General features: G+C 69.0%; 20 protein-coding genes, 1 tRNA gene and 1 pseudogene. 9 read left to right on the top strand and 13 right to left on the bottom strand.

Annotated elements, in window-relative coordinates; translation table 11 throughout:
• Nucleotides 1-582: 582 nt before the first annotated feature.
• From ACFYXH_RS27130 to ACFYXH_RS27120, 3 genes are all read right to left on the bottom strand, one after another.
• On the bottom strand, nt 583-1224 hold the full coding sequence (locus ACFYXH_RS27130) for a helix-turn-helix domain-containing protein (RefSeq protein ID WP_362687300.1): 642 nt from the start codon (nt 1222-1224) through the stop codon (nt 583-585).
• Nucleotides 1225-1600: 376 nt separating this feature from the next.
• The gene (locus ACFYXH_RS27125; protein WP_327323879.1) at nt 1601-3385 is read right to left on the bottom strand and encodes a DEAD/DEAH box helicase; all 1785 of its coding nucleotides are present in this window, start codon (nt 3383-3385) and stop codon (nt 1601-1603) included.
• Nucleotides 3386-3500: 115 nt separating this feature from the next.
• Nucleotides 3501-4970, bottom strand: a complete 1470-nt coding sequence (locus ACFYXH_RS27120) for an MFS transporter (RefSeq protein WP_389567997.1) — start codon at nt 4968-4970, stop codon at nt 3501-3503.
• 170 nt (nt 4971-5140) lie between these two features.
• On the opposite strand from ACFYXH_RS27120, the gene ACFYXH_RS27115 reads away from it, so the two are divergent.
• A tRNA-Cys gene (locus ACFYXH_RS27115) sits at nt 5141-5215 on the top strand.
• Nucleotides 5216-5453: 238 nt separating this feature from the next.
• Here ACFYXH_RS27115 and ACFYXH_RS27110 read toward each other — a convergent pair.
• From ACFYXH_RS27110 to ACFYXH_RS27090, 5 genes and pseudogenes are all read right to left on the bottom strand, one after another.
• Nucleotides 5454-6407, bottom strand: a complete 954-nt coding sequence (locus ACFYXH_RS27110) for an alpha/beta hydrolase (protein ID WP_389567994.1) — start codon at nt 6405-6407, stop codon at nt 5454-5456.
• A 487-nt stretch (nt 6408-6894) separates the two neighbouring features.
• Nucleotides 6895-7374 (bottom strand): annotated as a pseudogene (locus tag ACFYXH_RS27105) (phosphotransferase); the annotation flags it as partial.
• Nucleotides 7375-7389: 15 nt separating this feature from the next.
• Nucleotides 7390-7860: a VOC family protein gene (locus ACFYXH_RS27100; RefSeq protein ID WP_389567991.1), complete on the bottom strand. Its 471-nt coding sequence runs from the start codon at nt 7858-7860 to the stop codon at nt 7390-7392.
• Nucleotides 7861-8070: 210 nt separating this feature from the next.
• Nucleotides 8071-8265, bottom strand: coding sequence for a hypothetical protein (locus tag ACFYXH_RS27095; RefSeq protein WP_389567989.1), 195 nt, complete (start codon nt 8263-8265; stop codon nt 8071-8073).
• 17 nt (nt 8266-8282) lie between these two features.
• Nucleotides 8283-8825: a hypothetical protein gene (locus ACFYXH_RS27090; RefSeq protein WP_389567987.1), complete on the bottom strand. Its 543-nt coding sequence runs from the start codon at nt 8823-8825 to the stop codon at nt 8283-8285.
• Between the two features lie 653 nt (nt 8826-9478).
• Between ACFYXH_RS27090 and ACFYXH_RS27085 the strand changes: the two genes are divergently transcribed.
• From ACFYXH_RS27085 to ACFYXH_RS27065, 5 genes are all read left to right on the top strand, one after another.
• The gene (locus ACFYXH_RS27085; protein WP_389567985.1) at nt 9479-11683 is read left to right on the top strand and encodes a PQQ-binding-like beta-propeller repeat protein; all 2205 of its coding nucleotides are present in this window, start codon (nt 9479-9481) and stop codon (nt 11681-11683) included.
• 22 nt (nt 11684-11705) lie between these two features.
• On the top strand, nt 11706-13733 hold the full coding sequence (locus ACFYXH_RS27080) for a PQQ-binding-like beta-propeller repeat protein (RefSeq protein ID WP_389567982.1): 2028 nt from the start codon (nt 11706-11708) through the stop codon (nt 13731-13733).
• A 119-nt stretch (nt 13734-13852) separates the two neighbouring features.
• Complete coding sequence (locus tag ACFYXH_RS27075; protein ID WP_389567979.1) at nt 13853-14767, top strand: serine/threonine protein kinase; 915 nt, start codon at nt 13853-13855, stop codon at nt 14765-14767.
• Between the two features lie 3 nt (nt 14768-14770).
• Complete coding sequence (locus ACFYXH_RS27070; RefSeq protein WP_389567976.1) at nt 14771-16951, top strand: PQQ-binding-like beta-propeller repeat protein; 2181 nt, start codon at nt 14771-14773, stop codon at nt 16949-16951.
• 22 nt (nt 16952-16973) lie between these two features.
• The gene (locus tag ACFYXH_RS27065) at nt 16974-19079 is read left to right on the top strand and encodes a protein kinase (protein WP_389567973.1); all 2106 of its coding nucleotides are present in this window, start codon (nt 16974-16976) and stop codon (nt 19077-19079) included.
• 144 nt (nt 19080-19223) lie between these two features.
• On the opposite strand, the gene ACFYXH_RS27060 is transcribed toward ACFYXH_RS27065, so the two are convergent.
• The 5 genes from ACFYXH_RS27060 to ACFYXH_RS27040 all read right to left on the bottom strand — a co-directional run bounded on the left by ACFYXH_RS27060 (nt 19224) and on the right by ACFYXH_RS27040 (nt 21782).
• A complete protein-coding gene (locus ACFYXH_RS27060; protein WP_389567971.1) occupies nt 19224-19796 on the bottom strand; it encodes a hypothetical protein in 573 nt (190 codons plus the stop codon).
• Nucleotides 19796-20398 (bottom strand): hypothetical protein, encoded by a 603-nt coding sequence (locus ACFYXH_RS27055; protein WP_389567969.1) that lies wholly within the window; start codon nt 20396-20398, stop codon nt 19796-19798. Before ACFYXH_RS27055 ends, ACFYXH_RS27060 begins: the two co-directional genes overlap by 1 nt.
• A gap of 54 nt (nt 20399-20452) precedes the next feature.
• Nucleotides 20453-20854, bottom strand: a complete 402-nt coding sequence (locus ACFYXH_RS27050; protein WP_389567966.1) for a hypothetical protein — start codon at nt 20852-20854, stop codon at nt 20453-20455.
• A 64-nt stretch (nt 20855-20918) separates the two neighbouring features.
• Nucleotides 20919-21323: a hypothetical protein gene (locus tag ACFYXH_RS27045; protein ID WP_389567964.1), complete on the bottom strand. Its 405-nt coding sequence runs from the start codon at nt 21321-21323 to the stop codon at nt 20919-20921.
• Between the two features lie 21 nt (nt 21324-21344).
• Nucleotides 21345-21782, bottom strand: a complete 438-nt coding sequence (locus tag ACFYXH_RS27040) for a hypothetical protein (protein WP_389567961.1) — start codon at nt 21780-21782, stop codon at nt 21345-21347.
• A 589-nt stretch (nt 21783-22371) separates the two neighbouring features.
• Between ACFYXH_RS27040 and ACFYXH_RS27035 the strand changes: the two genes are divergently transcribed.
• From ACFYXH_RS27035 to ACFYXH_RS27025, 3 genes are read left to right on the top strand one after another with little or no spacing between them, the layout of a single operon-like run.
• On the top strand, nt 22372-22506 hold the full coding sequence (locus ACFYXH_RS27035) for a hypothetical protein (RefSeq protein ID WP_389567958.1): 135 nt from the start codon (nt 22372-22374) through the stop codon (nt 22504-22506).
• 4 nt (nt 22507-22510) lie between these two features.
• Nucleotides 22511-24697 carry a PQQ-binding-like beta-propeller repeat protein gene (locus ACFYXH_RS27030; RefSeq protein ID WP_389567956.1) on the top strand — a complete coding sequence of 729 codons (2187 nt, stop codon included), beginning with the start codon at nt 22511-22513 and terminating at the stop codon, nt 24695-24697.
• Nucleotides 24698-24709: 12 nt separating this feature from the next.
• Nucleotides 24710-26797 (top strand): serine/threonine-protein kinase, encoded by a 2088-nt coding sequence (locus ACFYXH_RS27025; protein ID WP_389567954.1) that lies wholly within the window; start codon nt 24710-24712, stop codon nt 26795-26797.
• Nucleotides 26798-26875 lie beyond the last annotated feature (78 nt).

Below are 26875 nucleotides of genomic sequence, written 5' to 3'. Positions count from 1 at the left end.
GAACGTTCACCGGTTCAGGGGGCGCGCAGGGGTCGTGTCCGGGGCGTAAAGCGTCGCAGCTCGCGCGAAGCGCGGTGACCACGCGGCGGAGCCGCATATCGGATGCAGCGCAGTCCCGGATACGAGCCCCGGAGCGGACCCGGGCGGCCACCGCGCAAGACCGGGCACCGGTGTCGCACCCCGTAAGGGACCCGCGCCCCGGGCAACCCGCGCACCACAGCCGCACCCCGGCCGGGGCGCCGCTCCTGCCGGGTGCGTGGAAACGTTCACCGGTACAGGGGACGCGCAGGGGTCGTGTCCGGGAACTTCAGCGTCGCAGCTCGCGCGAAGCGCGGTGCCACGCGGCGGAGCCGCATATCGGATGCAGCGCAGTCCCGGATACGAGCCCCGGAGCGGCGGCCACCGCGCAAGACCGGGCACGCCCGATGTCGCACCCCGCAAGGGAACCCGCACCCCGGGCAAACCCGCGCACCACAGCCGCACCCCGCGAGGGAACCCGCACCCCGGGGCGACCCAGCGCGCACCCCGTAAGCAACCCGCACCCCGGGCCACCCCAGCGCGCACCCCGCAAAGGGACCCGCGTCAGCGCAACGCGTCCGCCACCTCGCGCGCCGCGTCCACCACCCTCGGCCCCACCCTCTCCGGCACCGAGTCCGCCAGCATCACCACGCCCACGCTGCCCTCTATCCCCGTCACCCCCACCAGCGCCGCGGCCGCACCACTCGCGCCCGCCTCCAGTTCGCCGTGGGTGAGCGTGTACCCGGGCTCGTTCGACTTGCTCTGCCGGGCCGCGAGGATCGCCTTGCCCGCCGCGCCCCGGTCCAGCGGATGGCGGAAGCCCGCCCGGTAGGCGACGTGGTAGTCCGTCCAGGTCGGCTCGACGACGGCGACCGCAAGGGCCTCCGCGCCGTCGACGAGGGTGAGATGAGCCGTGGCCCCTATGTCCTCCGCGAGCGAGCGCAGGGCCGGCATCGCGGCCTCCCGCACCAGCGGGTGCACCTGGCGGCCCAGGCGCAGCACGCCGAGACCCACCCTGGCGCGGCCGCCCAAGTCGCGGCGGACGAGGGCATGCTGCTCCAGGGTGGCGAGCAGACGGTAGACGACGGTGCGGTTGACGCCGAGTTTGGTGGACAACTCGGTGACGGTCAGCCCGTGGTCGGTGTCGGCGAGCAGCTTGAGGACACGTAGTCCTCTGTCGAGCGTCTGGGAGGTTTCCGCGGTCACGACGCCCTCTCCTTCGGAGTGAGTGACGGCGGTCCTCGACGGAAACTGCGACACCGGTCCCATGGCGACGCACCCCAGAGGCCGCCGGCAGGACAGGCACACCGGCTGCGCTCCGCGGCGGCGCTGCCACGGGGCGTATGCAATGCGGGGACAGTAGCGACCAGGTTCGCTCAGCGGAAGACCTCGTCCAGAATCCGGGCGCCGCTCCCTTGTCCCGCGGGATGAGCGGGGCACGGGCACACTCGTGCACCGGGCCCTGTTCGACATCCGTACACGCGACACCGCGTACCGGCCCATCGACCCGCCGGCCCATCGACCCGCCGGCTCACCGACCCACGAGGTCACCGACCCACGAGCCCACCGGCCGCCCACCGGCTCACCGCATACGCGTGGCCCACTCCTGCACCTTCTTGATCCGCTCCCGGATCTGCCCGGCCGTCGCCTCCGCGCTCGGCGGCCCGCCGCACACCCGCCGCAGCTCCGTATGAATGACGCCGTGCGGCTTTCCGCTCTGGTGGACGTACGCGCCGACCATCGTGTTCAGCTGCTTGCGCAGTTCGAGGAGCTCCTTGTGGGAGACCACGGGCCGCCGCTCGGCGGGCAGTTCCAGCAGGTCGGCCTCGTCGTCGGGCTTCTTGCGGCTGTGCGCGATCTGCCGTGCCTGGCGCTTCTGGAGGAGCAGCTGCACCTGGTCGGGTTCGAGGAGCCCGGGGATGCCGAGGTAGTCCTGCTCCTCCTCGCTTCCCGGGTGCGCCTGCATGCCGAACTCGGCGCCGTCGTACAGCACGCGGTCGAAGACCGCGTCGGACTCGAGGGCCTCGAAGGGGAGCATGTCCTGCTCCCCGGTGTCCTCGTCCTGCTGCTTCTCGGCCTCCGCCATCTCCTTCTCGGACTCGGCGTACGGGTCCTCGTCGCCGTCCTTCTTCGGCTTGTCGAGCACGTGGTCGCGCTCGACCTCCATCTCGCCTGCGAAGCCGAGGAGGTTCGGGATGGTCGGCAGGAAGACGGACGCGGTCTCGCCGCGCCGCCGGGACCGCACAAAACGCCCCACGGCCTGCGCGAAGAAGAGCGGCGTCGAGATGGTGGTGGCGTACACCCCCACCGCGAGGCGCGGCACGTCGACGCCCTCGGACACCATGCGGACCGCGACCATCCAGCGGTCCTCGTTCTCGCTGAACTCCTCGATCCGCTGGGAGGAGGCGGCTTCGTCGGAGAGGACGATGGTGGCCTTGGTGCCGGTGATCTCGCGGATCAGCTTGGCGTACGCACGAGCCGAGTCCTGGTCGGAGGCGATGACGAGACCGCCGGCGTCCGGGATGCCCTTCCTGACTTCCGTCAGCCGCTTGTCGGCAGCCCGGAGCACATTCGGCATCCAGTCGCCGCGCGGGTCGAGCGCGGTGCGCCAGGCCTGGGAGATGGCGTCCTTGGTCATCGGCTCGCCGAGGCGAGCGGCGATCTCGTCACCGGCCTTGGTGCGCCAGCGCATATTGCCGCTGTAGCTCAGAAAGATCACGGGGCGGACGACGCCGTCGCCCAGCGCATTGCCATAGCCGTACGTGTAGTCCGCGGCGGACCGCCGAATCCCGTCGTTCCCCTCCTCGTACTGCACAAAGGGAATGGGATTGGTGTCGGACCTGAAGGGCGTACCGGTCAGCGCGAGCCGCCGGGTCGCGGGATCGAACGCCTCCAGGCACGCCTCGCCCCAGGACTTGGAGTCACCGGCGTGGTGGATCTCGTCGAGGATGACGAGGGTCTTGCGCTGCTCACAGCGGTTGCGGTGCAGCATGGGCCGTACGCCGACACCGGCGTACGTCACCGCCACCCCCTGGTACTCCTTGCTCAGCGGCCCGGCGCTGTACTCCGGGTCCAGCTTGATCCCTACCCGCGCCGCCGCGGCCGCCCACTGCTTCTTGAGGTGCTCGGTGGGGGCGACGACGGTCACTTGCTGCACGACGTGGTGGTGCAGCAGCCAGGAGGCGAGGGTGAGCGCGAAGGTGGTCTTGCCGGCGCCGGGGGTGGCGACGGCGAGGAAGTCCCGTGGCTGCTCCTGGAGATAGCGCTCCATGGCGCCCTGCTGCCAGGCACGCAGCTTGTTGGCGGTACCCCAGGGCGCACGCCCGGGGAAGGCGGGTGAGAGGTGGTGGGAGGCGGTAGTAGTCACGGTCTCCGGTTCAAGGCTCTCGGCAGCACGGGATCAGATACGACAACCGGGCCACCCTACCGGGGAGCGACGGGCGGGCCCGGCCAAACGAGGCCGGGTCCGCCCAGGGTGCGACTCAGCTCACATCGCACCTCGTCCCGACCCACGCCCCCACCAGCGCCACCGCCGCCATCGGCAGGAACACCGCCGCGAACGCCCCCGGGTGCGAGCCCGAAGCCCCCACCGCAACGTGCGCGGTCCCCACCGCTCCCCCGCCGATCGCCGCGAACGCCGCGCCGCCCGCCGCCAGCAGCAGGACGCTCGACAGCCCGTCCGAGATCTGCAGCGCCGCCGAGTTCGCGCCCGCCTCGTCCGGCGCCGACAGCTTCAGCAGCAGCACGCTCGTCGAAGCGAGCACCATGCCCATGCCGAGGCAGCCGACCCCCCACGCGACCCCGACGATCCACACCGGAACCGAGGCGATCAGCACGCTCGGCGCGGTCGCGATCGCCGCCGCGACCAGCACCATGCCCAGCACCATCAGCCGCTCCCGGTGCGGCTCGAGACGCGGCCGGGCCTGTACGTACGAGCCCAGGGCCCAGGTCACCCCGCCGACCGCCAGCGACAACCCGGCCATGGTCGGCGACAGCCCGCGCTCAGCGACCAGCATCAGCGGTACGAAGGATTCCGCCGCAATGAAGGACCCGGCCGCGACACCCCGCAGCAGCACGACGGACGGCAGCCCGCGCACCGCCCGGTGCGTCCCGCGCGGCAGCAGCCCGAGCACCGCCGGCACCAGCAGCGCCGCGCCTGCCGCAGCCGGGAGCAGCGAGAGCCACCTCAAATCCTGGCCTGCGTACTGCAGCAGTCCGGCACCCACCGAGATGCCCAGCGCCAGCCGGATCCGCCGTCCGTCGAAGGGCTGCGGCGGCGCGGAGGGATCGGCGGGCCCGGACGCCATCCGCCGGATCGCGGGCAGCGCGAGCGCCAGCGGGAAGACGACGAGTACCGGGATGCCGATGAACACCCAGCGCCAGCCGAGGTGTTCGGTGACGGTCCCGGAGGCGAGCGGGCCCACGACCGAGGGGACCACCCAGCTCGCGGCGAACGCGGCCATGATCGACGGCCGCAGCCGTTCCGAGTAGGCGCGGCTGACGACCACGTACAGCGCGACGATCACCAGCCCGCCGCCGAGCCCCTGGACCGCCCGCCCGACGATGAACAGCCACATCGCACTCGCGGTCCCGGACAGCAGCAGCCCCGCGCCGAAGGCCGCTATCCCGGTGGAGAGCGGCCGCAGCGGCCCGTCGCGGTCGGCCCACTGCCCCGAGAGCACCATCGCGAAGAGGCTGGTGGTGAAGTACGCGGAGAAGGCGAAGGCGTAGAGCGGGATGCCGTGCAGCTCCCGCGCCGCGACCGGCATCGCGGTGCCGACGGCGGTCGCCTCGAAGGCGATCAGCACGACGACGGAGACGATGCCGACACTGAGCGCGCGATGCGATCTGCCGAGAACGCCGCCCCGGTCGTCGTCCGGGGCGGCGGGGGCTTCGGCTCTGTCCGTGGGCGGCGGCGTGACCTCGGCGTCACTGGGTTCCAGGGCGGTCATGGGCCTCAGAGTAAGGGGCGTGGAGCGGGATGGCCCCTGTCGCTGGACGGGACTCCGCTCGTCCGTTGGTCGTACGACCATGAACGCGGTATGGCAGTCGCGTTGCAGCCCGCGCGGGGCCCTTGAGCCGTGCCACCGCCCCGCCTACGGTCGAGGCATTGGAGTCACACGGCCGTGTGCCCGAGTGGTTGAGGGACTCGCCTGCAAAGCGAGTTACGCCGGTTCGATTCCGGTCACGGCCTCCACTGCCTTCACCAGGCACAACAGCAGGGCGGCACCCTCAAGGGGGTGCCACAAATGCCTTGCGGATGGTGAGCCACTTCGCTTCTCCGGCCTCCGGTCAGCGTCACCTAGCGTCAGATCGCTGTACGAACGGGGCGTGCTGAGTGTGGTCCCCCGCCGGGGCTATGGAGGCTTGGTGCAGACCGAGGCCCTACTGAGAAGGTGTCGGCTTTCTCGGCAGTGCTTGGCCGAGGGTATGGGTCAGAGGGTGCCGAGTGCTTTTCGCAGGACATGGATGGCTTGTTCGATGGCTGCCGTTGTGGCCTTGGTGGAGCGGACCGGGTTGAGCATCATGAAGTCGTGGATGATGCCGTTGTAGCGAACACTCGTGGTCGGAACGCCGGCCTGGGTGAGCTTGGCAGCGTAGGCCTCGCCCTCGTCGCGGAGGACGTCGTTTTCGTCGACGATCACGAGGGCCGGGGGCAGGTCGCGAAGCTCGTCCAGCTTGGCGCGCAGCGGTGAGGCTGTGATCTCGTTGCGCTGCTCGTGGTCGGGGATGTAGGAGTCCCAGAACCACGCCATGGCCCTGGCTGTGAGGAACGGGCCGTCGGCGAACTCCTGATAGCTTGCGGTGTCCTGGGCGGCGTCCGTGACTGGGTAGTACATCGACTGGTGCACGAAGCTCACGTCACCCCGCTGCTTGGCCATGATCGCCACGGCGGCCGTCATGTTCCCTCCGACCGAGTCGCCGGCCACCGACATGCGGCTGGCGTCGAGGCCTTCGCTCGCCCCGTTCTCGGTGATCCACTGCGCGGTCGCGTACGCCTGCTCGATCGCCACGGGGTAGTGGGCCTCGGGCGAGCGGTCGTACTCGACGAAGGCGATCGCGGCCTTGGCGCCGTCGCACAGTTCGCGGATGAGCCGGTCGTGGGTGCCCGAGTTGCCGAGGACCCACCCGCCTCCGTGGATGTACAGGATGACGGGCAGGGGGCCCGCGGCTCCCAGCGGCTTGATGAGGCGGACTCGGACGTCGCCCACCTCGGCCGGCACCGTGAACCACTTGTCTTCGCCGACCTCGACCTTAGCGACCGGCGCGGCCTGAACGTCGTCGAGCACCTTGCGGGCACCCTCCGGACCGAGTTCGTACAGGAAGGGCGGGTTGGCAGTCGCGTCCGCGAACTCCTGCGCCTCCGGCTCAAGGATGTGCTTAGCCACGAGTCGACTCTTTTCGGTGAGTTATTCGGAGATCTGTCGGTATCTCACCAGAGGAAACTCTGCCGAGCCGGGAAGTGCAGCGGCCGTGTCACCCGCTTGGCAGTCGCGTCCGCGATCGCCAGCGGGTGAAGGCGTGCCCGTACTGCCGGCCGGACAGTGCGCTCGGCTTCCTGGAGTAGGCCGCGCCCGTCTCAGTTTCCGTCTCGTTCATCCCCGTACGCGGCCGTCCGGACCCGTTCACTCTGCCTCAGTGATCACGGCGCCTGCGCGGGATTGAACGCCCGCGAACGCGTCCGGAATTATGCCCTGATCAGCGCAGACAAACCTGCAAAGCGAGTTACGCCGGTTCGATTCCGGTCACGGCCTCCGAGTACGCCGACGCCGGGTGCCCCCATGGCGCAGGGCGACCGCCGTCATGTCTGCGCGTCAGCGCCCGCGCGCCGCTCCCGCCGCCTGTGGCTGACATGTGGAGCGCCACCGTCCGACGTCACCCCGGGACGCGCGCCCGGTCCAGCCCCGCCAGGATCGCGTCCACCGTCTCCTCCGGCGTCCGCTCGGACGAGTCCAGCCAGAGCCCGAGACGGGGCGTCTCCTCCCGCAGCACCCGGTCCAGAGCCTCGCCGGTCCAGCCCGCCCCGTAACCGCTCTTGACACGGCCCGACTCCCGGGCAGCGACGGCCCGTTGGTCCGGGGCGAGGACGACGACGTACAGCGGACGGGTGCGCACGAGATCGATGTACGAGCCCAGCTCCTTGCCGATGACGACATCCTGCAGCACCGAGGTCCAGCCGTCGGCGGCGTACGTGTCGACCGTCATCGCCGACAGCCGGTACCTCAACCGCAGTTGCGCGACGGCCTCCACCCGCGCCCCGGACACCATGTCCGCGCGGCCGGAGACCATCATGCGGCGGAAGGCATCACCCCGGACATGCGCGGCCCGGGGCAGTCGCTCGGCGAGAGCCTGGGCGCCCCTCGCGCCCGTTCACTGCCCGTACGCGTCCTTCAGCCCCTGGACGTCGATCTTCTTCATCCCGAGCATGGCCTTCATGACCTGCTGGGACTTGACCGGATCAGGGTCGCTCAGCAGCTCGGTCAGCGCCTTCGGAATGATCTGCCACGACAGTCCGAACTTGTCCTTGAGCCAGCCGCACGGCCCTTCCTCCCCACCGGCGCTGAGCTTCGCCCACAGCGCGTCCACCTCTTCCTGCGACGCGCAGTCCACGTAGAGCGAGATGGCTTCGTTGAAGGTGAACTGCGGGCCGCCGTTGAGCGCGATGAACTTCTGTCCCGCGAGCTCGAAGTTGACGATCATGGCTGTTCCCGGCTCGCCCGGTCCGGCTTCTCCGTACCGCTGTACGTCGGTCACGCGGGAGTCGTCAAAGATCGACGTGTAGTGCTGCGCGGCTTCCTCAGCCTGGTTGTCGAACCACAGGAAGGTCGTGATCTTCTGCATGAGGGTTCTCCTTTGCCGGTCGGGGCGACTGCCTCACCGAGGTAGACCGCCAGGGCCGGCGAAACTCATCGCTCGGACCGGACCGGACCGGACCGGACCGAATCGAACCCGGCTGGACCTGACCGGACCGGACCGGCGCCGCGGCCGCAGGCGCGGGCGCGGGCTCGGGCATGCGCGTCCTGCACTCTCACCCGTGCGCGGGCGCGCGCGTCAGCAGGAGTCCTCGTCCGCGGTGGCCGTCAGGTCGTACACCGGAATGGCCGTGCCCGGCCGATCGCCGACGCCCGGGACGTACACCCCGCCCTCGTCCGACCTGGCCTGTGTGATGCGCAGGGCTGTTACGGCGCGACCAGAGAGCTCCCCCTCAACCTTCGGGGCGCGGACGCTCTTGCGTGTGCCATCCACCCGCCGCTCATGCGATCTCAGCTCTTGGGCCAGTCGCCGTAACGCGTGAACGTCTCTGTACCGCTCTTGCCCTTGAACCAGCTGACGCTGACCGAGTCCCCGCCGCCGTACGTGAGGTCCCCGGCACGGTCCTCGTTCTTGACGGGCTTGCCGTCCCGCTCGCAGAGCAAGGCGATCTGGTACTTCTTCTCGGGCTCCTCGACCTTCCGGATACCCCGGCACTGCAGTCCGCCGGAGACCAGGATGACCGAGACCTTGTCCGGCTTCTCGGTGTCCACGCTCTCCTTCAGCCCGAGGACCCCGCCGCCGGAGTCGGACCTCCACATACCCTCCATGCCGGTCCCGGTCGGCTTGGCACCGATGTCGGACTCTTCCTCACTCGGGGTCGCGCTGGGCTCGACCGCCGGGTCCTCGCTCTCCGGCACGCTGACGGACGGGCTCGCGCCGGCCTGTGAACTCCCGTTGGCCGAAGGCTTGTCGTCGTCGCCTCCGCCCGACGTGGCAAACCAGACGACACCACCGACGACGGCGACGGCCACGACTGCCGCAGCGACGATCAAAGGGGTCTTACGGCCACCGGATGGGGCGGGCGGAGGAGGCGGATAAGTCCCGTACGGCGAAGGCTGCTGACCGTACGGACCGTAGGGCGCGCCGTACTGCGCAGGCTGGTTCGGCGGATACTGCGGAGCCTGCGCCGGCGGCGGAGGCGGCGGAGGCGGAACCGGCGGCACCCCCGGCCGCGCATCCTGCGGTCCCGGTTGCCCATACTGCCCGGGCCAGTCCTGAGGACCCTGATACGGCGGCTGAGTCATCGGTGCGCACCTCATTCCGCGGGCATGCCACCCGCACGTGGGGGATCTCGTACCAACCCTGCCGCTCAGGACACGGGCCCGGATGAGTATGGATCACCAGCTTCCCTGAGCACCCGCACTTATTCGGGTGCTCAGCCGCACCACTCGCGCCACCGCCCTTGATTACGTATGCAATTGAGTACGTCTACCCTCCCTGCCGAGCCCGCCCGGGCAGCAAGGTGATCCACAACTCCTTCCGAGCGGAGGCAACCCGGCCAAACGTCTGTCTGGCCGCTGAGTAAGCTCCTGATGCTGTTGGGGACACCTAGGGGGATTCACACATGGGACGACTGCGCACAGCCCTGCCGCAATGTGCTGCTGCGCATGACCGGCTTCCCGGGATCTGACCAGTGCTCTCCCCATTGACGCACCATGATCCCTTCGCGATCGCCGCGTACCGTCTGATCGCCCGCCTGGGCAGCGGCGGTATGGGAACCGTCTACCTGGCCCGCTCTCACGGCGGCCGCACCGTCGCACTGAAGACGATGCACGCGGGCATCGCATCGGATCCGGCCTCGCGTACCCGCTTTCGCCTCGAGACCGACGCCGCCCGGATCATCGGCGGGCACCACGGCGCAACGGTCGTCGACGCGGACCCACTCGCCGAAACCCCCTGGCTGGCAACGGAGTACGTCCTCGGCCCGCCCCTCGACGACGCCGTCTCCATCGCCGGACCACTCCCTGAAGCCTCGGTCCGAGCACTGGGCGCAGCCCTCGCCGCAGCCCTTGCTCAGCTGCATTCCTCCGACGTCGTGCACCGCGATCTCAAGCCCTCCAACGTGATGGTCACGGCGTACGGCCCCAAAATCATCGACTTCGGCATCGCCAGAGCTGCAGGCGACGACCGCCTGACCCGTACGGGAGCAGCGGCCGGCACCCCCGCCTTCATGTCACCGGAGCAGGCCACCGGCCAGGAACACACCCCCGCCGGAGACCTCTTCGCCCTCGCAGGCGTCCTGACGTACGCCGCCACGGGCCACGGCCCCTTCGGCACCGGCCGGCCCGCCGACCTCCTCTACCGCGTCCGCTACGCAGATCCTGATCTGACGGGTGCCCCCGATGCCCTGGTCCCGATCCTGACCCGCTGCCTCTCCAAGGACCCGACCCACCGCCCCACCACGTTGGAACTTGCCGCCCAACTCCACGACGGCCAGGGCCAATTCGCCGACCATCTCCCCGAGACCCTCCTCACGGAGATCGTCCGCCGGGCGTCAGACGTCTGGCTGTACCAGCCCCATCGCCTCCCCACCCCGGGGAGCGATCCATACGCAGCCACGGTCCCCTCACCGACAAGCCCCGGCATGACCCGCCGCAAACTCCTCACCATCGGTGGGGGCTCGATCCTCGGCACAGCCACCGCAGCCTTCGGCGCCTGGACCTGGCTCAGCAACGACGCCCCGGACACAAGCCCCACAGCCCCGGACACCCCGTCCAGCACGCCACCCCCGCGGACCATCGACCCACGCGAGGCCTGGCGCCGGACGATCAAGAGCGAGGTGACGAGGGTCCCTCCGATGGCAGTGGGCGACAGCGTCGTACTGCCTACCGACGAGGGGCTCCTGAGCCTGGACGCCACGAGCGGAAAGCAGCGGTGGCTCAACAAGGACCTCAAGCAGGCCTGGCAGCTTCACTCGGACGAAGCCCGGATCTACGCGCTGCTCCCCGGCGGTTCGCACGGCCACCAGCTGTCCCCGCACACCGTGAACGTCACCAATGGCCGCACAACGCCGCTCGCCGCGTTCGGGAAGTTCGACAAGCCCGTCCAGCAGGCCCACTTGCTGGACGTCGCCGACGGCACGCTCTATCTCGCCGCCCGGAAGGGAGCGCCCGGCGACCCCGGCCCGGTGCAGGAGAAGAGCTGGCACGTGATGGCCGTGAGCCTGAATACGGGCAAGGAACTGTGGAGCACGCCCCTGCGTTCGTACCGGATCGGCGTGCTTGAGGAGACCATCGTCTCCGCCCGCAGCGGCAGCCGGCTCGTACTGTGCAGGAAGGCCGCCACCGGTAACGCCCTCGAAGTCAGCGCCAGGGATGTCCGTACAGGTGCGGAGCTGTGGAAGGCGACCGTGGCCAGGAACGAGACGGACACGAGTGTTCTCCTCCCGGGCGAGCTCGCGGTGGACGGTCGGCACGTCTACTTCGGCGCCAACGAGGCCCTGGCTCTGCGTCTCTCCGACGGCTCCGTCGCCTGGCGGTTCGGCAAGGGGCGCGACAGCATCGTCACCGCGGACGCCCGTGCGTACGGCACACCGGCGGTGAAGGACGGCGTGGTGTACGTGGCGGAGTTCCAGGGCGGGCTCGTGGGCCTGGATGCGTCCGACGGGAATCTGCGCTGGGAGGAGCAGCCCAGGAATCAGTTCCCCGCGCTCCGCATCCCGCCCGTCATCCATGGCGCCCACGTCTTCAGCTCGGACGGCACGCAACTCGGCGCCGTCAATCTCGCTTCGTACAAGAAGGACTGGACCTTCAGCCCCAGTCCCTCGTCCTTCGTCCTCCACGAACGCGCCGCGCGGCTCGTCGGGGTGGGCGACGATCTGGTCGTGGCCGTCCGGCTGGACCAGGACTGAACGACCCGGAAAGGCAACCCTGATGAACCCCCTCGGCCCCGGCGACCCCCTTCGCCTCGGCCCGTACCGTCTTGTCGGCGTACTCGGCGCGGGCGGCATGGGCCGGGTGTACTTCGGTCACGACAGCCAGGGCAGGGCTGCGGCCATCAAGGTCCTGCTGCCTCAACTCGCCCATGACCAGCATCTGGTGCAGCGCTTCCTGCGCGAGGCCGAAGCGGCCCGGGCGGTGACGAGCAAGGGGGTGGCGCGTGTCCTCGCGGCCCAGACCGAGGGCGGCCGTCCCTGGATCGCATCGGAGTTCCTGGCGGGACCGACCTTGGACCAGGCTGTGCAGGCGTACGGCCCCTTGGCCGAGCCGGCCCTCCGCGCGCTCGCCGCCTCGCTCGCCGACACGCTCCAGGACATCCACGCCACCGGGCTGATCCACCGCGACCTCAAGCCGTCGAACATCGTGCTGACCTCGCGGGGCCCTCGCATTATCGACTTCGGCATCGCACGGCCCGAGCACGGACTCACTCTGACCACCACGGGCCAGACCCCGGTGACACCGGGCTACGGCGCCCCCGAGCAAGTGCTGGGACAGCGCGTCGGAACGGCGGCGGACGTCTTCTCTCTGGGAGCCGTGCTGGTGTACGCGGCGAGCGGGCGCCAGGCGTACGAAGGCGCGCATGTGGCCGCGGTGCAGTACGAAGTCGTGCACGGGCAGCCGTCCCTCGGCCACATCCCGGAGCACTTGCGCGTACTGATCGGGCCGTGCCTGGCGAAGGATGCGGCCCACCGTCCCCTCCCGCCGCAGATCCGTACGGCATTCGCACCACCGCGAGGAGCCGAACGGATCTGGCGGCAGGGGCCCATGGCCGCCGACATCCAGCACCGCGAGGCGGACGCGAAAGCGCAGGCCACCCTCCCCGGGACGGTCGTAGCGGCCGCGCCGAGCCGTCGGCGGCTGCTGGTAGGCCTGGCGGCGGGGGCGGCAGTGCTGGCGGCCGGCGGCGGAACCACCGCCTGGCTGATGGGGAGCGGCAAGGAGGACGACGGGGCGGACAAGAACGCTCTGAAGACCAGTAGGGAACCGGTGGTGCTGTGGGGACCACTGAAGGTCGCGGACGTGTTGAGCCCGCCGCCGTTGCCGGTGGGAGGTGTCGTGGTCGTCGGCATGCCGGACGAGGGCATCGCTGCGTACGACGCCGGGAGCGGAAAGCAGAGGTGGGCGAAGCCCGATTTCGACGCACAGAAGGGCTTCCTCGCCCTGCCCGGCGGACTGGTCCTTGCGAGCAGCCACGGCGAGACATTTGGTCTCGACCCATCCACTGGAACGGAGAGATCGTCGGATTACGCGGGGTGGGAAACGCTCATCGCGATGGACGATGAATCCCTGTACGTCCACTACGGCGAAGAGATCCGCTGCTACAACCTGGCAACACGCAAACAGCGGTGGATCGTCCCCTCACCGATCCGCGCCAACATCGACGCCATAGCCCAGGGCGCCGTTGCCGGGAACCGGCTTGCCCTCTACAGCGCGACGGGTGATGCGGCCGTTCTCGACAGTCGTACGGGCAAGAAGGTGTGGGCCCGCAATGACCTGGCTCTCTTGCCCACGACACCGGCGATACACAAGGACTTGGTCCTGCTGGGCAACGACACGTTGAAGGCAGTGAGGCTGAGCGACGGCAAGGAGGTGTGGTCCATTTCCATGCAGGGCCTCCTCAACAAGAACCGCTGGAGCCCGGCGACCGTCTCCGGAGCCTTTGTCTACGCGATCGACGGCAACGTCCTCCACTGCCGGCGCGTGAGTGACGGCGCGAAGGTCTGGACGCACGAACTGAAGTTCCGCACATCGTCCGAGGTGGGTCCGCTGGTCCACGGCCGATTCGTCTATGCGCGTGCCCTCGATGACCCCGCCCTGGGCGTTGCAGCAGTCCGCAAGGACACCGGTGAGCGCGCATGGTTCCACCCGCAGGAATGGCCAATTCACTCCATGTCGGCGGAAGGTGACCGTCTGTTCCTCCTCACCCACGAAGAGCTGACCGTCCTGTCCGTCCCGGCATGAGTGCTGCTCCCGCGCCCGCCCTGACCTTCAGGATCGCGACCGCAAGCCGACCACCCTCCGGGCAGGCTCCGCTGCTTGAGTAGGCTCCTGTCATTCGAGACGGCCCGGGGGATTCGCAGATGGAGCGAGCACAGACGGAACGAGCACGCCTGGATGCTCCGCGGCAGATCGGCTCGTACTACCTGATCACGCGCCTCGATCCGACCGGCCCCGGCTTCCCTCCCGCTCCCGAGCGGCGCTTCGTCGCGCGCAGCGCGGACGGCGACCGTACGGTGCTGGTGAGCGCTCCCCTCGAAGCGGTCGACCCCGGACGCTTCCTCGTCGAAGCCGACGCGGCCCGCCGCCTGCTCGGGCCCTGGGTCTCTCCCGTCGTCGAGGTCGCGCCCCCGTCCACAGCCCCCTGGTACGCCTCCCCCTACCTCCCCGCGCTCCCGCTCTCCGTGGCTCTGGCCGTCCACGGCGGCCCGCTGCCCGAGCGGACCGTGCGAGCCCTGGGCGCGGCGCTGGCCGAGGCGCTTGCGGGCGCACACGCCACGGGCATCACTCACGCGGGCCTGGCCCCCGCGGCCGTGCTCCTGGCCGGGGACGGCCCGCGCCTGACGTGCTTCGGCGCGGTACGCGCGGCGGCTCCGGACGGCGAACAACGCACCGGCCGCCCGGGCCTGGAACCCGGCAGCCTGCCACCGGAACAGGCATCGGGCGGCCGCCCGCGCCCGCCGGGCGACATCTACGCACTGGGCGCGGTCCTCGCCTACGCCGCCACCGGCCACACAGTCCCCGAACGCTCCGAACTCCCCAACTCACTACGGGGATTGATCTCGGCCTGCCTGACCAGGGACCCGGCGGACCGCCCCACCGCAGCCGAGGTGCTGCATTCACTCCCCCCGTCATCACCCGCCCCCACCGCGACGACGCTCGACTCAACTGCATCGCTCCTCACACCAGGCTGGCTGCCGGGCCGGGTTGTGGCGGCGATCGCCCGCCAGTCGGCGGAAGTGCTGGCTGCCGAACTCCGCATCTCCCCCAGGAACTGACCGGTGCTTTCGCCTCTGACGTACGACGACCCTGTCCAGCTGGGCGCATACCGCCTGACCGCGCGCCTGGGCAGCGGCGGCATGGGCACGGTGTACCTGGCGCGCTCCGCCGGCGGCCGCACCGTCGCGCTCAAGACGATGCACGCAGGCATCGCCTCGGACCCGGCCTTCCGCACCCGCTTCCGCCTGGAGACCGACGCGGCCCGCATCATCGGCGGCCACCACGGAGCAACGGTCGTCGACGCGGACCCACTCGCCGAAACCCCCTGGCTGGCAACGGAGTACGTCCTCGGCCCGCCCCTGGACGACGCGGTCTCCCTTTCCGGGCCCCTCCCTGAGCCATCGGTGCGGGCCCTGGGCGCAGCCCTCGCCGGGGCACTCGCTCAGCTCCACGGCTCCGAGGTCGTCCACCGCGACCTGAAGCCCTCCAATGTCATGATCACGGCGTACGGCCCCAAAATCATCGACTTCGGCATCGCCAAGGCGGCGGGCGACGACCGCCTGACCCGTACGGGAGCAGCGGCCGGCACGCCCGCCTTCATGTCCCCCGAGCAGGCCACGGGCCAGGAGCACACCCCCGCCGGTGACGTCTTCGCCCTGGCGGGCGTACTGACGTACGCGGCAACGGGCCACGGCGCTTTCGGCGCGGGCCAGGCGGCGGACCTGCTGTACCGCGTCCGATACGCCGACCCGGACCTGACGGGCGTGCCCGAAGGGCTGGTCCCGATCCTGACCCGCTGCCTCTCCAAAGACCCCACCCAGCGGCCCACAACAAGGGAACTCGCCGAACAACTCCACGACGGCCAGGGCCAATTCGCCGACCACCTCCCCGACGCTGTGCTCGCGGAGATCGCCCGTCGCGCTTCGGACGTCTGGCGTGTCGTGCCCAACCGCCTCCCGCCTCCGCCGGGCCACGCCCTCGCCGAAACCAAACCGAACAGCACCCCACCCGCCATGTCGCGCCGCAAACTCCTCTTCGTGGGCGGCAGTTCCGTACTCGGCCTGGCCGCAGTCGGAGCAGGAACCTGGCCCTGGCTCAGGCAGGACAGCACCGATCCAAAGGCGGCACCCACTGCCCCGAGCAGCCCCAAGTGGGACTTGATCTGGCAGATGAAGACCGACTACGGCATCAGCCCTCGCATTCCGTCTGCGCCGCTCCTCCTGGACAACGTGGTCGCTGTGGCGCAGAGCGCCAGCTCCCTGCAGGCCCTGGATCCCAAGACAGGCAAGACGAAGTGGTCCGACCCGGATGTGCACTTCTTCCATCAAGTCGCCACGGACGGCCGGCAGATCTATGCCATCGAGTACCCCTTCGAAGAAACCGATCCGCTCGCCATCGGCATCGTCGATCTGGCCACCGGAGAGCTCAAGGAACCCTTCATCCGGCTGAAGAACCTGCGGGGACACCTCTTCGAGAATCAGTTGCTCTGCGCCACGGACAGCGCGGTCTACGTGGTGGGAGGCCGAGGACGCGTATCGACCGACGGGTTCCGGAGCGACCAGTCCTGGTTCCTGCTCGCCCTCGACAGCCGCACGGGCAAGGAGCTCTGGACTCAGCCGCTCCCCGCAAGACCGGACAAATCCGAACGCCTGCACTTCCTGTCCGCCCAGGTCCAGGGGGAGTATCTGGTACTCGTCCAGCAATCCGCGGACGGCAGACTTCGCCTTGTCGTCCGCAACGCCCGCACCGGCAAGTCCCTGTGGAACAGGGCGCTTGACGGCAAGGAGCCGGCTTTCAGCCGAGCGAGTCTGGCGGTGGACGAGAATCACGTGTACCCGGCCGCCGGTGAACTCATCGCTCTCAACCTGCGTGACGGCAAGGTGGCGTGGCGTTTCGAAGAGGGACGCTCCGGGGCCGCCTACAGCCCGCCGAGCGTCAAGGACGGCGTTGTGTACGCAGTGGAGCAGGGCCGGGGCGTCGTCTCGGTCCGTGCCGACAGCGGGAAGTTGCGCTGGGCAGAGAAGGACCGCGGGGACACCGCGACGGGTCTCGACGCTCCTCCCGTCGTGGGCATCAAGTACGTGTACAGCAAGTCTCCCTCGGGACTCGTGGCCGCAGATATTCGCAGCGGCGTCGCATCCCGTCCTTTCAGAGCTGCCGGTGCCCGGTACTTCACTCATGAATCCACCAAGCGACTCATCGCCCTGGGCGACGAATACGCCGCCGGTTACCCCCTCCGGTGAACACACAGAAAGCACCGCGGCCATGAAGCCCTTGCAAACCGGAGACCCGATCCGACTCGGCCCGTACCGTCTCCTCGGCATTCTGGGCGAGGGAGGCATGGGCAAGGTCTTCGTCGGGCAGGACGGCGAGGGGCGCCTTGCCGCTGTGAAGGTCCTGCACTCCCACCTGATGCACGACCAGAACCTCGGGCAACGATTCGTCCGCGAAGCCCAGATGGCTCAGGCTGTCACCAGCGAGGGCGTGGCCCGCGTCCTTGACGCCCAGACCGAGAGCGGGCGCCCTTGGATCGCCACCGAGTTCCTGACCGGCCCGACCCTCGAGGACGCCGTCCGCTCGCACGGGCCGCTCGACGAGCCGTTGGTACGAGCCCTCGCGGCGACGCTGGCTCACGCGCTCGAGGACATCCACACTGCCGGCCTCGTCCACCGCGACCTGAAGCCCGCCAACATCGTGCTCACTGCAGCAGGTCCCCGCGTCATCGACTTCGGCATCGCCCGCCCCGAGCACGGTCTCACGCTCACCACCACCGGCCAGGTCCCGGTGACGCCCGGCTACGGAGCCCCCGAGCAGGTGCTCGGCCAACGCGTAGGACCGCCCGCCGATGTCTTCTCCTTGGGCGCTGTACTGGTGTATGCGGCGAGTGGACAACGTGCGTATGAGGGTTCACACGTCGCCGCCGTGCAGTACAACGTCGTTCACGGTGAGCCGCGCCTGGACCGCGTACCGCCCACCCTCCAACCGTTGATCGGTCCGTGCCTCGCCAAAGACCCCTCGTTGCGGCCTGCCCCGGACCAAATAGCCCAGTTCTTCGCCCCGCCCCGAGGTTCCGAACGTGCCTGGCTGCGGGGCCCCATCGCACAGGACATCACGGAACGCGAGCGCAGCCTCCACCGGATGACCACGTTGCCAGGGGTGAGCACACAGCGTTCCGTCTCACGACGCCGTCTGTTGACGACCCTCGCGCTCGGCGGGTCCGTGCTTGCCGTCGGCGGCGGCACGGCCGCATGGTGGAGCTGGAAGGCGGACGGTACCCGGAGGGATCCCTTCGACATCCCTCCGGCCGTGAAGACCCCGAAAGCCCACGTCCTGTCCGCGAAGAAGGGCGACTACGTCCTGGGCGAGACTCCCGCTCCGCTCTGGAGCCTCACATCGGCTCTCGGCGATGACTCGCCTGCGCCCCTGCCCGTGCGCGACGTCATCATCGTCGGGGCCCCAAAAGGCGGTATCGCAGCGCGCAGCGTCGTCGACGGCAAACTCCGATGGTCCGCGCCCGAGGCTGTGGCCGCTCACCGATACCTGTCACTCTCCGATGAACTGGTAGCAGCCATCGACCAGAGCGGCACCCTCCTGACCTTCGTCGCGTCGACGGGCGAGCCCAAATGGACGGCTCCGGCGGAGGCGTCCTCCATCCTCGCCGCGGACGACGAAGCCGTTTATGTAGTCACCAAGGACAGTCGTCTGCGCAGCATCGGCCGGTCCGATGCCAAGATCCGCTGGACGGTCCGGGTCGACGCCGATCTCGGCACGAAGGCCACGTCACGTGGCATCACAGCACATGGCCGCCTGGTCATCACCACGGCGGACGGAGACATCGTCACCGTCGACACCAGCAGCGGTCGCAAAGTATGGGACCGACGCAAACAATCCGACCACCGAGTAGGTGTTGCCATCTCTGGGCGCTCCCTCTTCGTGACCGGAAAGCGCCTCTACGCTCTCGACATCACTGACGGAAAGGAGCGCTGGGCCGCCGAGAACCCACGTCCACCGGGCGGCGTCCCGGTCTCCTGGGGCCCTCCGACCGTCCATGGCGCGTACTTGTACGCAGCCGTGCTCGGACTTCCTCTGCGCTTCGGCATCCGCGACGGGCGCCGGGACGGCTGGCTGTATGAAGGCCTGTTTGAATGCGACCCCCCCAGCCCACTTGTCGTTCAAGGCAATGGGTTCTGGTCGGTTGCCGTCAATAAAACAGGAGGGGGGATAAACGTCCTCGACCAGACCAGCGAACAACGCTTCTCCTCCTGGGTGTTCCGCATCATCAAGAACCCCGACGCCTATTGGCTCGTGGCCGACGCCAATCGCGTTTTCCTCCTGGACGGCAACTCGCTCTCCGCGCTCCCGGTCTTCTGAAGCGGCCGGCCGGGGTCTCGCCGCCGAAGAACCCTCGCACCTGTTCCTCAACAAGCCGGGGCGACCCCGATACGCCTTGCCGAACGGACGGAAGCGGTCACCCCAACGGCGCAGGAGCGGCCGCTTCCGTACACAGCAACGACCTCAACACGAGCCCTCGACGGCGGTGGCCGTCAGTTCGTACTCGGGCACCACCGTGCTCGACCCGTCCGCACCCGGAACGGCGAACCCGCCCTCCCCCGACTCGCTCTGCGAGACGTGCATGCAGAAGACGAAGTCCTCACCGCGCGCGGTGACTTCGTAGTCATCACTCTCACCGACAGCTTTGGCCTCGACCGCGTACGACGGCCCCTTGCCCTCGCCCGCGTCACCGACCTTCGACTCGATCAGCGAGGCATAGCCACCGGCCGACGAGTCGACGTGCGACTCGTCCCCCAACGAGACGGCCGCGCTCTGGACAGCCTCGTTGAACTCGCTTTTGCTCCAGGAGGTTTCATCGGCGAAGTTCATGGCCGAGCACCCCTGAAACACCATGATCCCCGCAGCGGCGAAGACGACGACGCGCCCGATGGCGTACGCGGTGTCCGAGGGCTCATTGGCCTCGGGATTGCGGTAACGCCAGGAGGACAGCTTCCAGTAGAGCTTGCGCTGATCAGCAAGCCCGAGGGCGACGAAGAGGGCGGCCGCGAGGAAGAAGAAGACGACTACGCCGGTCACTACTTCAGGCCCTTCTGCCGCTCCGGCGGATCAGGAAACGCCAGTTCGTTCTCGCACTTCAAGCCCTCCGCCACCTTCTTGGCCGAGGCAATGAGGAGCTTGGCACTTGCATTGCTGCTCAGGCCGACACGGTCGGTGATGACACCGCGAAGGACAGCTGCCTTCTTCCCCGACTCGGCCAGATCGGCCCGCCTGCAGTCGACAAGCAGAGACGACCCGCTTTCATCGGCCTGGAACACGGCGGACTTCCCTGGCTTCGCGCCCTCCTTCGAGAAGGGCCCGGGCCACCATCCGAACTGGATGTCGATCTCTGCGGACCCACCCGATTCGCCATCGACAAAGCAGGTGGATTTGGAGGGCCTGGACCAATCCATTTCCTCGCCGAGGAATCGCCCCACCTCAGCCGCCTTATCGACAGCAAGTTCGGCCTGGGCGCCTCGCTCGAGGCTCTTGCCCTTCGGTCTGCCCAGCACTTCGGCGACGGTCTCCTTGACGAAGATCCCCCCGCAGGCACCGCTCAACGGCGTAAGGGCAACCGAGGGCTTGGACTTCTTCTCCGGCTCCTCGTCGCTCCCGCCGCACGCCGTGCTCGCGAACAGCACACACGCAAGCAGAGCGACTGCGGGAGACCGACGGGAAAACACCTGCTCCATCATTCAGTCCGCATCAGTCTGGTCGGTCTCGTTGTCACCGAAGTTGTAGCTGCCTTCCAAGTTGTGCTTCATCTCCGTGTGCCACCTGGTCCCTTCGAGTTCAGGGTGGACCGCGATGTAGGCCTCGAGCGGATCGACCGCACGGGACCTGCCCAGCGAGACAAACTCCCTCTTGGACACTTCTTCCTTGCGGTCGTAATCGGCTTCCTGCTCCGCCAGTTCGCGATCGATCCTGATGCCCTGATCGGTCTCCAGGGCTCCGCCCACACCTTCGATGACGGCGGGTACGGCGAAGGCGACTGCTGCCGCTGTCGTGGGCCCGCCGAACGGCAGCGTGGCCAGGCCGACTCCCAGACCGACGCCCTGACTGACCCCGAACTTCTTCCACTCCGCGGCTTCGGCCATCTTGCGGTTGGCTGCGTCCGTGGCTTCGCCGTACGAGTGATTGATCTCGCTGACCCGAGCCTGGTCAAGGATTCCGTGTGTCTTGGAACCCGTTTCTGCCCTCTGGGGGATCGAACCAGACCTCGCCGTCGGGCTTGATCGAGAGGTACTTGTCCTTCTCGATGTCGGCCTTCAGGGTCTTCAGCTTCTTCTGCGCTTCTGTGAAGATCTCATGGGCATCGGAGAGCAGCTTGTGGACGTCCGCTGCCTCGTCGCCGGCAGCCACCATCTGCTTGTCCACCATGGAGAGCTTTTCGTAGGCCGCGGTGGCCGCCTCGCCCTTCCAGTCGGACCCATAGATGTCCTTGACCACTGTGTTCCAGTAGAGGGTGTTGGCCTTCTCGAACTTTTCAGGAAGCTTGCCCCATTGGGTCACCGCCTCTGACAGCCCCGCGAAGTCGGCATGGAGGAGCGTCTTGTAGTCGAGCATGTCCGTGATCTCCTCAGCCTCTTACTTCAGGTCCGGCTTGTCGTCGGCGCCACCGTTCTTTCCCTTACGGGAGTTCTTGTAGCGGTCTGCTTCGTCCTTGTCGCGTACCTCGAAATCAGCTGCGGAGGCCCGAAGAGCACCCGCCACATCGTTCTTGAGCAAGCCCTCGACGTAGGACACCTGCTTCTTCCACCGAGTGAGGAAGGTGGCGAAGGCGGGACCCGACTTGAAGCCTCTGAGGCTCGCTCCCACCTGGGCGGTCTCTGTCATCGCCTTGTTGTCGGCATCAACAAAGTCACCACGGGCAGTGTCAGCTTTGTCCGCGCGGCCCATCAGCACGCTGTACGTCACGTGAAGCCTCTGCCCGCCTCGCCCACCGTCACCGGGGTCAAGTTGGTTGAGCTGCATTCGGGTTGTGGCCTCGCTCTTGTGCTGAGCCCATTCCTCTTCGAACGACATGTCTTCCTCAGGACTGCGGTCGGATCATTGCCAAGGCTGGTTCGCTGTGACTCACAGGAATTACGGAGACCTGATCGATGAGGGGTGGCGGAACCTGCGGCGGACCACCGTACGGCGGACCACAGCGGGGGGCGGGCACTCCGCCCGCAGCCGCCGCACCGTTTCGTCTCACGTCCTCCGAGCCGGCCTCGCACCATCGCGTCCTCGGCAGCCCCGAGCAGGTCGGCAGGGGGACACGACGTGTGTCCCCGACCTACCGTTGCTCGGCAGCAACGTACCCTCCCCCGTTACCCACTGCTTCAGAGCCACTGTAGCGAGCGTTTAAGACAGGGAACAGCCCTGAATTGCGGCTGCAATTAGCTACAAATAGTCACGAGTGGGGGCGGTTACCCGCTCTTGGGGCCAATCGCTTGCCCTGCGGTTTCGCCATGCGAATGACCCAGACGTCACAGGAGGCCGACGAGCAAACGCGTAGCGCAGCCATCCACCTCCCGGCGAACCCGCGCTCGGGCACTCGGTAGGCTCTGCTGCTGTTGTCTTGTCGACGGGGGATTCGCACATGGAACGAGCACAGACGGATCGACCGCGCGTGGACACTCCGCGCCAGATCGGTTCGTACTCCCTGATCACCCGCCTCGTTCCGACCGGCCGCCGCTCCCCCGCGGCCGTACGCCTGGCCGGAGACGGCCCGCGCCCGACGGGCTTCGGCGCGGTACGGAACTGACACGATGCCGTCCCCTCTCACCCACGACGACCCAGCCCAGCTCGGTGCATACCGCCTGATCGCCCGCCTGGGCAGCGGCGGCATGGGAACCGTCTATCTGGCCCGTTCCGCCGGCGGCCGTACCGTCGCGCTCAAGACCATGCACGCGGGCATCGCATCGGATCCGGCCTCGCGTACCCGCTTTCGCCTCGAAACCGACGCCGCCCGGATCATCGGCGGGCACCACGGCGCGACCGTCGTTGACGCGGACCCGCACGCCGAAACCCCCTGGCTGGCAACCGAGTACGTCCTCGGCCCGCCCCTCGACGACGCCGTCTCCATCGCCGGACCACTGCCTGAAGCCTCGGTCCGAGCCCTGGGCGCAGCCCTGGCCGGAGCACTCGCCCAACTGCACTCCTCCGACGTCGTCCATCGAGACCTCAAGCCCTCCAACGTGATGGTCACGGCGTACGGCCCCAAAATCATCGACTTCGGCATCGCCCGCGCAGCAGGCGACGACCGCCTCACCCGCACCGGAGCAGCCGCGGGCACCCCCGCCTTCATGTCCCCGGAACAGGCAACAGGCCAGGAACACACACCGGCGGGCGACGTCTTCGCCCTCGCCGGCGTCCTCACCTACGCGGCAACGGGCCACGGACCCTTCGGCTCGGGCCGGCCCGCCGACCTCCTCTACCGCGTCCGCTACGCCGACCCCGACCTCACCGGCCTACCCGACGCCCTCACCCCGATCCTGACCCGCTGCCTCTCCAAGGACCCGGCCCACCGCCCCACCACCACGGAACTGGCAGCCCAACTCCACGACGGGGAGGGCCAGTTCGCCGACCACCTCCCCGACGCCGTCCTCTTCGAGATCGCTCGCCGTGCGTCGATGGTCTGGTACTACCAACCGCACCGCCTTCCGGCCCCGCAGGAGTTCGAGCCCCCCGCCCCGGGCGGCATGTCCCGCCGCAAGCTGCTCACGATCGGCGGAGGGTCAGCCCTCGGCGTGGCTGCCGCAGGCATCGGGGCGTGGGCGTGGTCCGACAAGCAGCACGCCGGCGACGACTCTTCGGACGACAAACAAGCCGACAACGGGCCGTCGGCCGTGTGGAGCGTCGATGTCGCCGACAAATGGCAGCGCCAGCTCCCCATGCCCGTCGGCAACACAGTCGTCACCCTGTCCGACGTTGGGCTGCTGGGCCTGGACCCGAAGACCGGCAAGCAGCGCTGGTCCTACCCCCTGCTTGACGTGGGGCAGCAGATCGCATCGGACGGCACGGCGATCTACGGCTTCGTGCCCGAGGAGACCGAAGGGGAGGGGCTGACACTCAGCGCGTTCTCGGCAGCCAATGGGACCCTCGAACGTCGCATCGGGCATTTCGCCGAATTCAGCGGCTCCGTGCACGACGTGGAACTGCTCACCGCCGCTGACGGCGTCCTCTATCTGATCGCCTGGACCGGGCCCAAGGCCACGGACTTCGCCGACCAGGCCAAGGGCTGGCGCCTGCTCGCCGTCGACATCCGTACCGGGAAGAAGCTCTGGCAGCGGCCTCACGGGATGATCTATCCCGACAACGGCTCGCATGCGATCAGCGCGAAGGCAGTCGGAAAGTGCCTGGTCACCGCGGGCAACGGGGTGACTCTCCCGGACTTCAGCGTGAGCGGCACCGACATCCGCACCGGAAAGCGGCTCTGGACGACGGAGATGCCCAGAGTGCGGGGCGACAACTCCTTCCTGATTCCCGGCCAACTCGCTGTGGACCAGCAGCACGTCTACATCGGCAGCGGACGGGTCCACGCGGTCCGGCACTCCGACGGCAAGGTCGCCTGGTCGTTCGGTGAGGGGCGTAATCGGGGCGATGTCGAGGAGAACTCTCGGCTCTACGGGCCTCCGGCCGTGAAGAACGGCGTCGTGTACGCGGCCGAGGGCAGCCGCGGCCTCGTCGCCCTGAACGCGACCACGGGAAAGCTGTTGTGGGAGGAGGTGGAGGACCTGACGAAGGACGAGGACCCGAGGCTCGATGTGCCACCGGTCGTCGGTACGAAGTTCGTGTACGCGCCTGTGACCAGCGGCATCAGCGCCGTGGATCTCCGCACCCACAAGTCCGTCCGGTCTTCGCCGAGTTCCGCGATCCGTTTCGCGGTGCACGAGGGAACCAAGACGCTCATCGGCGCCGACGACGCCACCGTGACCGCCCTGCCCTTCGAGTGAGAGAGCCTCACCATGATCCCCCTCAGCACCGGCGACCCCTTGCGCCTCGGCCCGTACCGACTCATCGGCACACTGGGCGAAGGCGGCATGGGGAAGGTCTACTTCGGGCGGGACAACAGCGGCCGCAAGGCGGCGGTGAAGGTCCTGCGGCCCGAGCTCGCGCATGATCAGCACCTGGCCCAGCGCTTCGTCCGCGAGGCCCGGACCGCGCAGGCCGTGACCAGCGCCGGCGTGGCTCGGGTACTGGGCGCACAGACCGAGGGCGGACGGCCCTGGATCGCCACCGAATTCCTGGCGGGACCCACGCTGGAGGAGGCGGTCGACGCGTACGGGCCGCTGGGCGAGCCCGGTCTGCGTGCGCTCGCCGCGTCCCTCGCCCGTACGCTCCAGGACATTCATGCCGCGGACCTGGTCCACCGTGACCTCAAACCGTCCAATATCGTGCTGACTTCGCGCGGCCCCCGCGTCATCGACTTCGGCATCGCCCGGCCCGAGCACGGTCTCACGCTCACCACCACGGGCCAGATCCCGGTCACCCCCGGCTACGGCGCTCCCGAGCAGGTCCTCGGGCAGCGGGTCGGTCCGCAGGCCGACGTCTTCTCGCTCGGGGCGGTTCTCGCGTACGCGGCCGGTGGGCAACGGGCCTTCAACGGCCCGCATGTGGCTGCGGTGCAGTACGAAGTCGTCCATGGTGAGGCGGACGTGAGCCGGGTGCCGGACCAGCTCCGCCACCTGATACTCCCCTGCCTCGCCAAGGACCCGGCGCAGCGGCCCGTACCCGCGCAGATCGCCCTGGCGCTCGCCCCTCCCAAGAGCGCCGGCAAGGTCTGGCGGCAGGGGCCCTGGGCGGAGGAGATCGCCCGGCGGGAGACCACGGCCGAGCACCTGGTCTCGTCGTACTCGACAGAGGTTCCCGCCCAGCCGTCCCGGCGCCGCATGCTCACCGCCCTGGCCGTGGGCGGCACGGTCCTCGCGGCCGGTGCGGGTACGACCGCCTGGTGGCTCAAGGGCGGCGGTCGGGACGGTTCGGGGCCGCCGCCGGTCGCCGTTCCGCCGGCCGTCGAGACGCCGTCAGCCGCGGTACTGGCTGCCGGCGACGACTTCGCGCCGCTGTGGGGCCCCGTGCGCGGGGCGGGTGCGAAGACCCCGGCTCCCCTTCCCGTACGCGACGTGGTGATCCTCGAGACCGACAAGGGTGGCCTGGCCGCCCATCGCGTGACCGATGGGAAGCAGAAGTGGCGTGCCACCGGGGCGAGTGGCTCGGCCGGCTTCGTGACGGTTGCCGACAGGCTCGTCGTGGGAGCGGACGCGGAAGGCGCATTGCAGGCGTTCATCGCATCCACCGGGGAGCAGGCCTGGACGACTTCCGGCATCACCGTCGAGAAGCTGCTGGCGGCGGACGCCGACACGGTCTACGTGATGACCAAGGAGCGGCATCTGAGCGCGGTCGCTGTCGCCACGCGGAAGGTGCTGTGGTCGATCCCCACGCCCGTACGCACCTCGTACACCGCCCCACCGGCGGCGGCCGTCGGCGCGGGCCGCCTGGTGCTCTTCGCATCGGACGGCGTGGTTGTCGTCCTGGACACGGCCAGCGGCCGCAAGGTGTGGGGCCTGCCCAACCAGGGAACGGCGGCTCTGGCGCCCGCCATCGTGAAGGACAGGGTCTACTTCGGCGGGCGGACTCTGGCCGCTCACGCGCTCACCGACGGCAAGAAGATCTGGTCGGTGGAGCCGGAGACGAAGGTCGATGAGTCAGGCGGCGGCTGGGGTCCTCCGGCAGTGCGCGGGAACGAGCTGTACGCCGTCGACGACGGGCTGTACCGTCGGCGCGCGAGCGACGGGACGAAGGAGTGGAAGTTCTACCTGCGCGGATACGGCGACGACCCCCGGAAGCGGCCGGTTGTGCAGGGCGGCACCGTCTGGATCGTCGAGTCTGGCTACTACGGACTGACGGCAGTCAGCGCGGACACCGGCGACGAGCTCTTCCCGTACACCTTCGGCGACAAGGACGACGGGGCGGCGTACGAGGTGTCGGGCGACGGCAACCGGCTCTTCGCCGCGCACGGCGGCTCGGTCGTCGCCATGCCGGTACGCGCCTGACCCGGATTGCACGTGCAAGGCGCCCTCAGAGCCGACGAACGATCGGCGGTCCGTGACCGCCCCAGGACGGACCACCCT

The sequence above is a fragment of the Streptomyces sp. NPDC002730 genome (assembly GCF_042888805.1).
In the GTDB taxonomy this organism is placed as follows: Bacteria; Actinomycetota; Actinomycetes; order Streptomycetales; family Streptomycetaceae; genus Streptomyces.
Note: the sequence above shows the minus strand (reverse complement) of the source record. Positions and strands in the feature narration are given on the sequence as shown.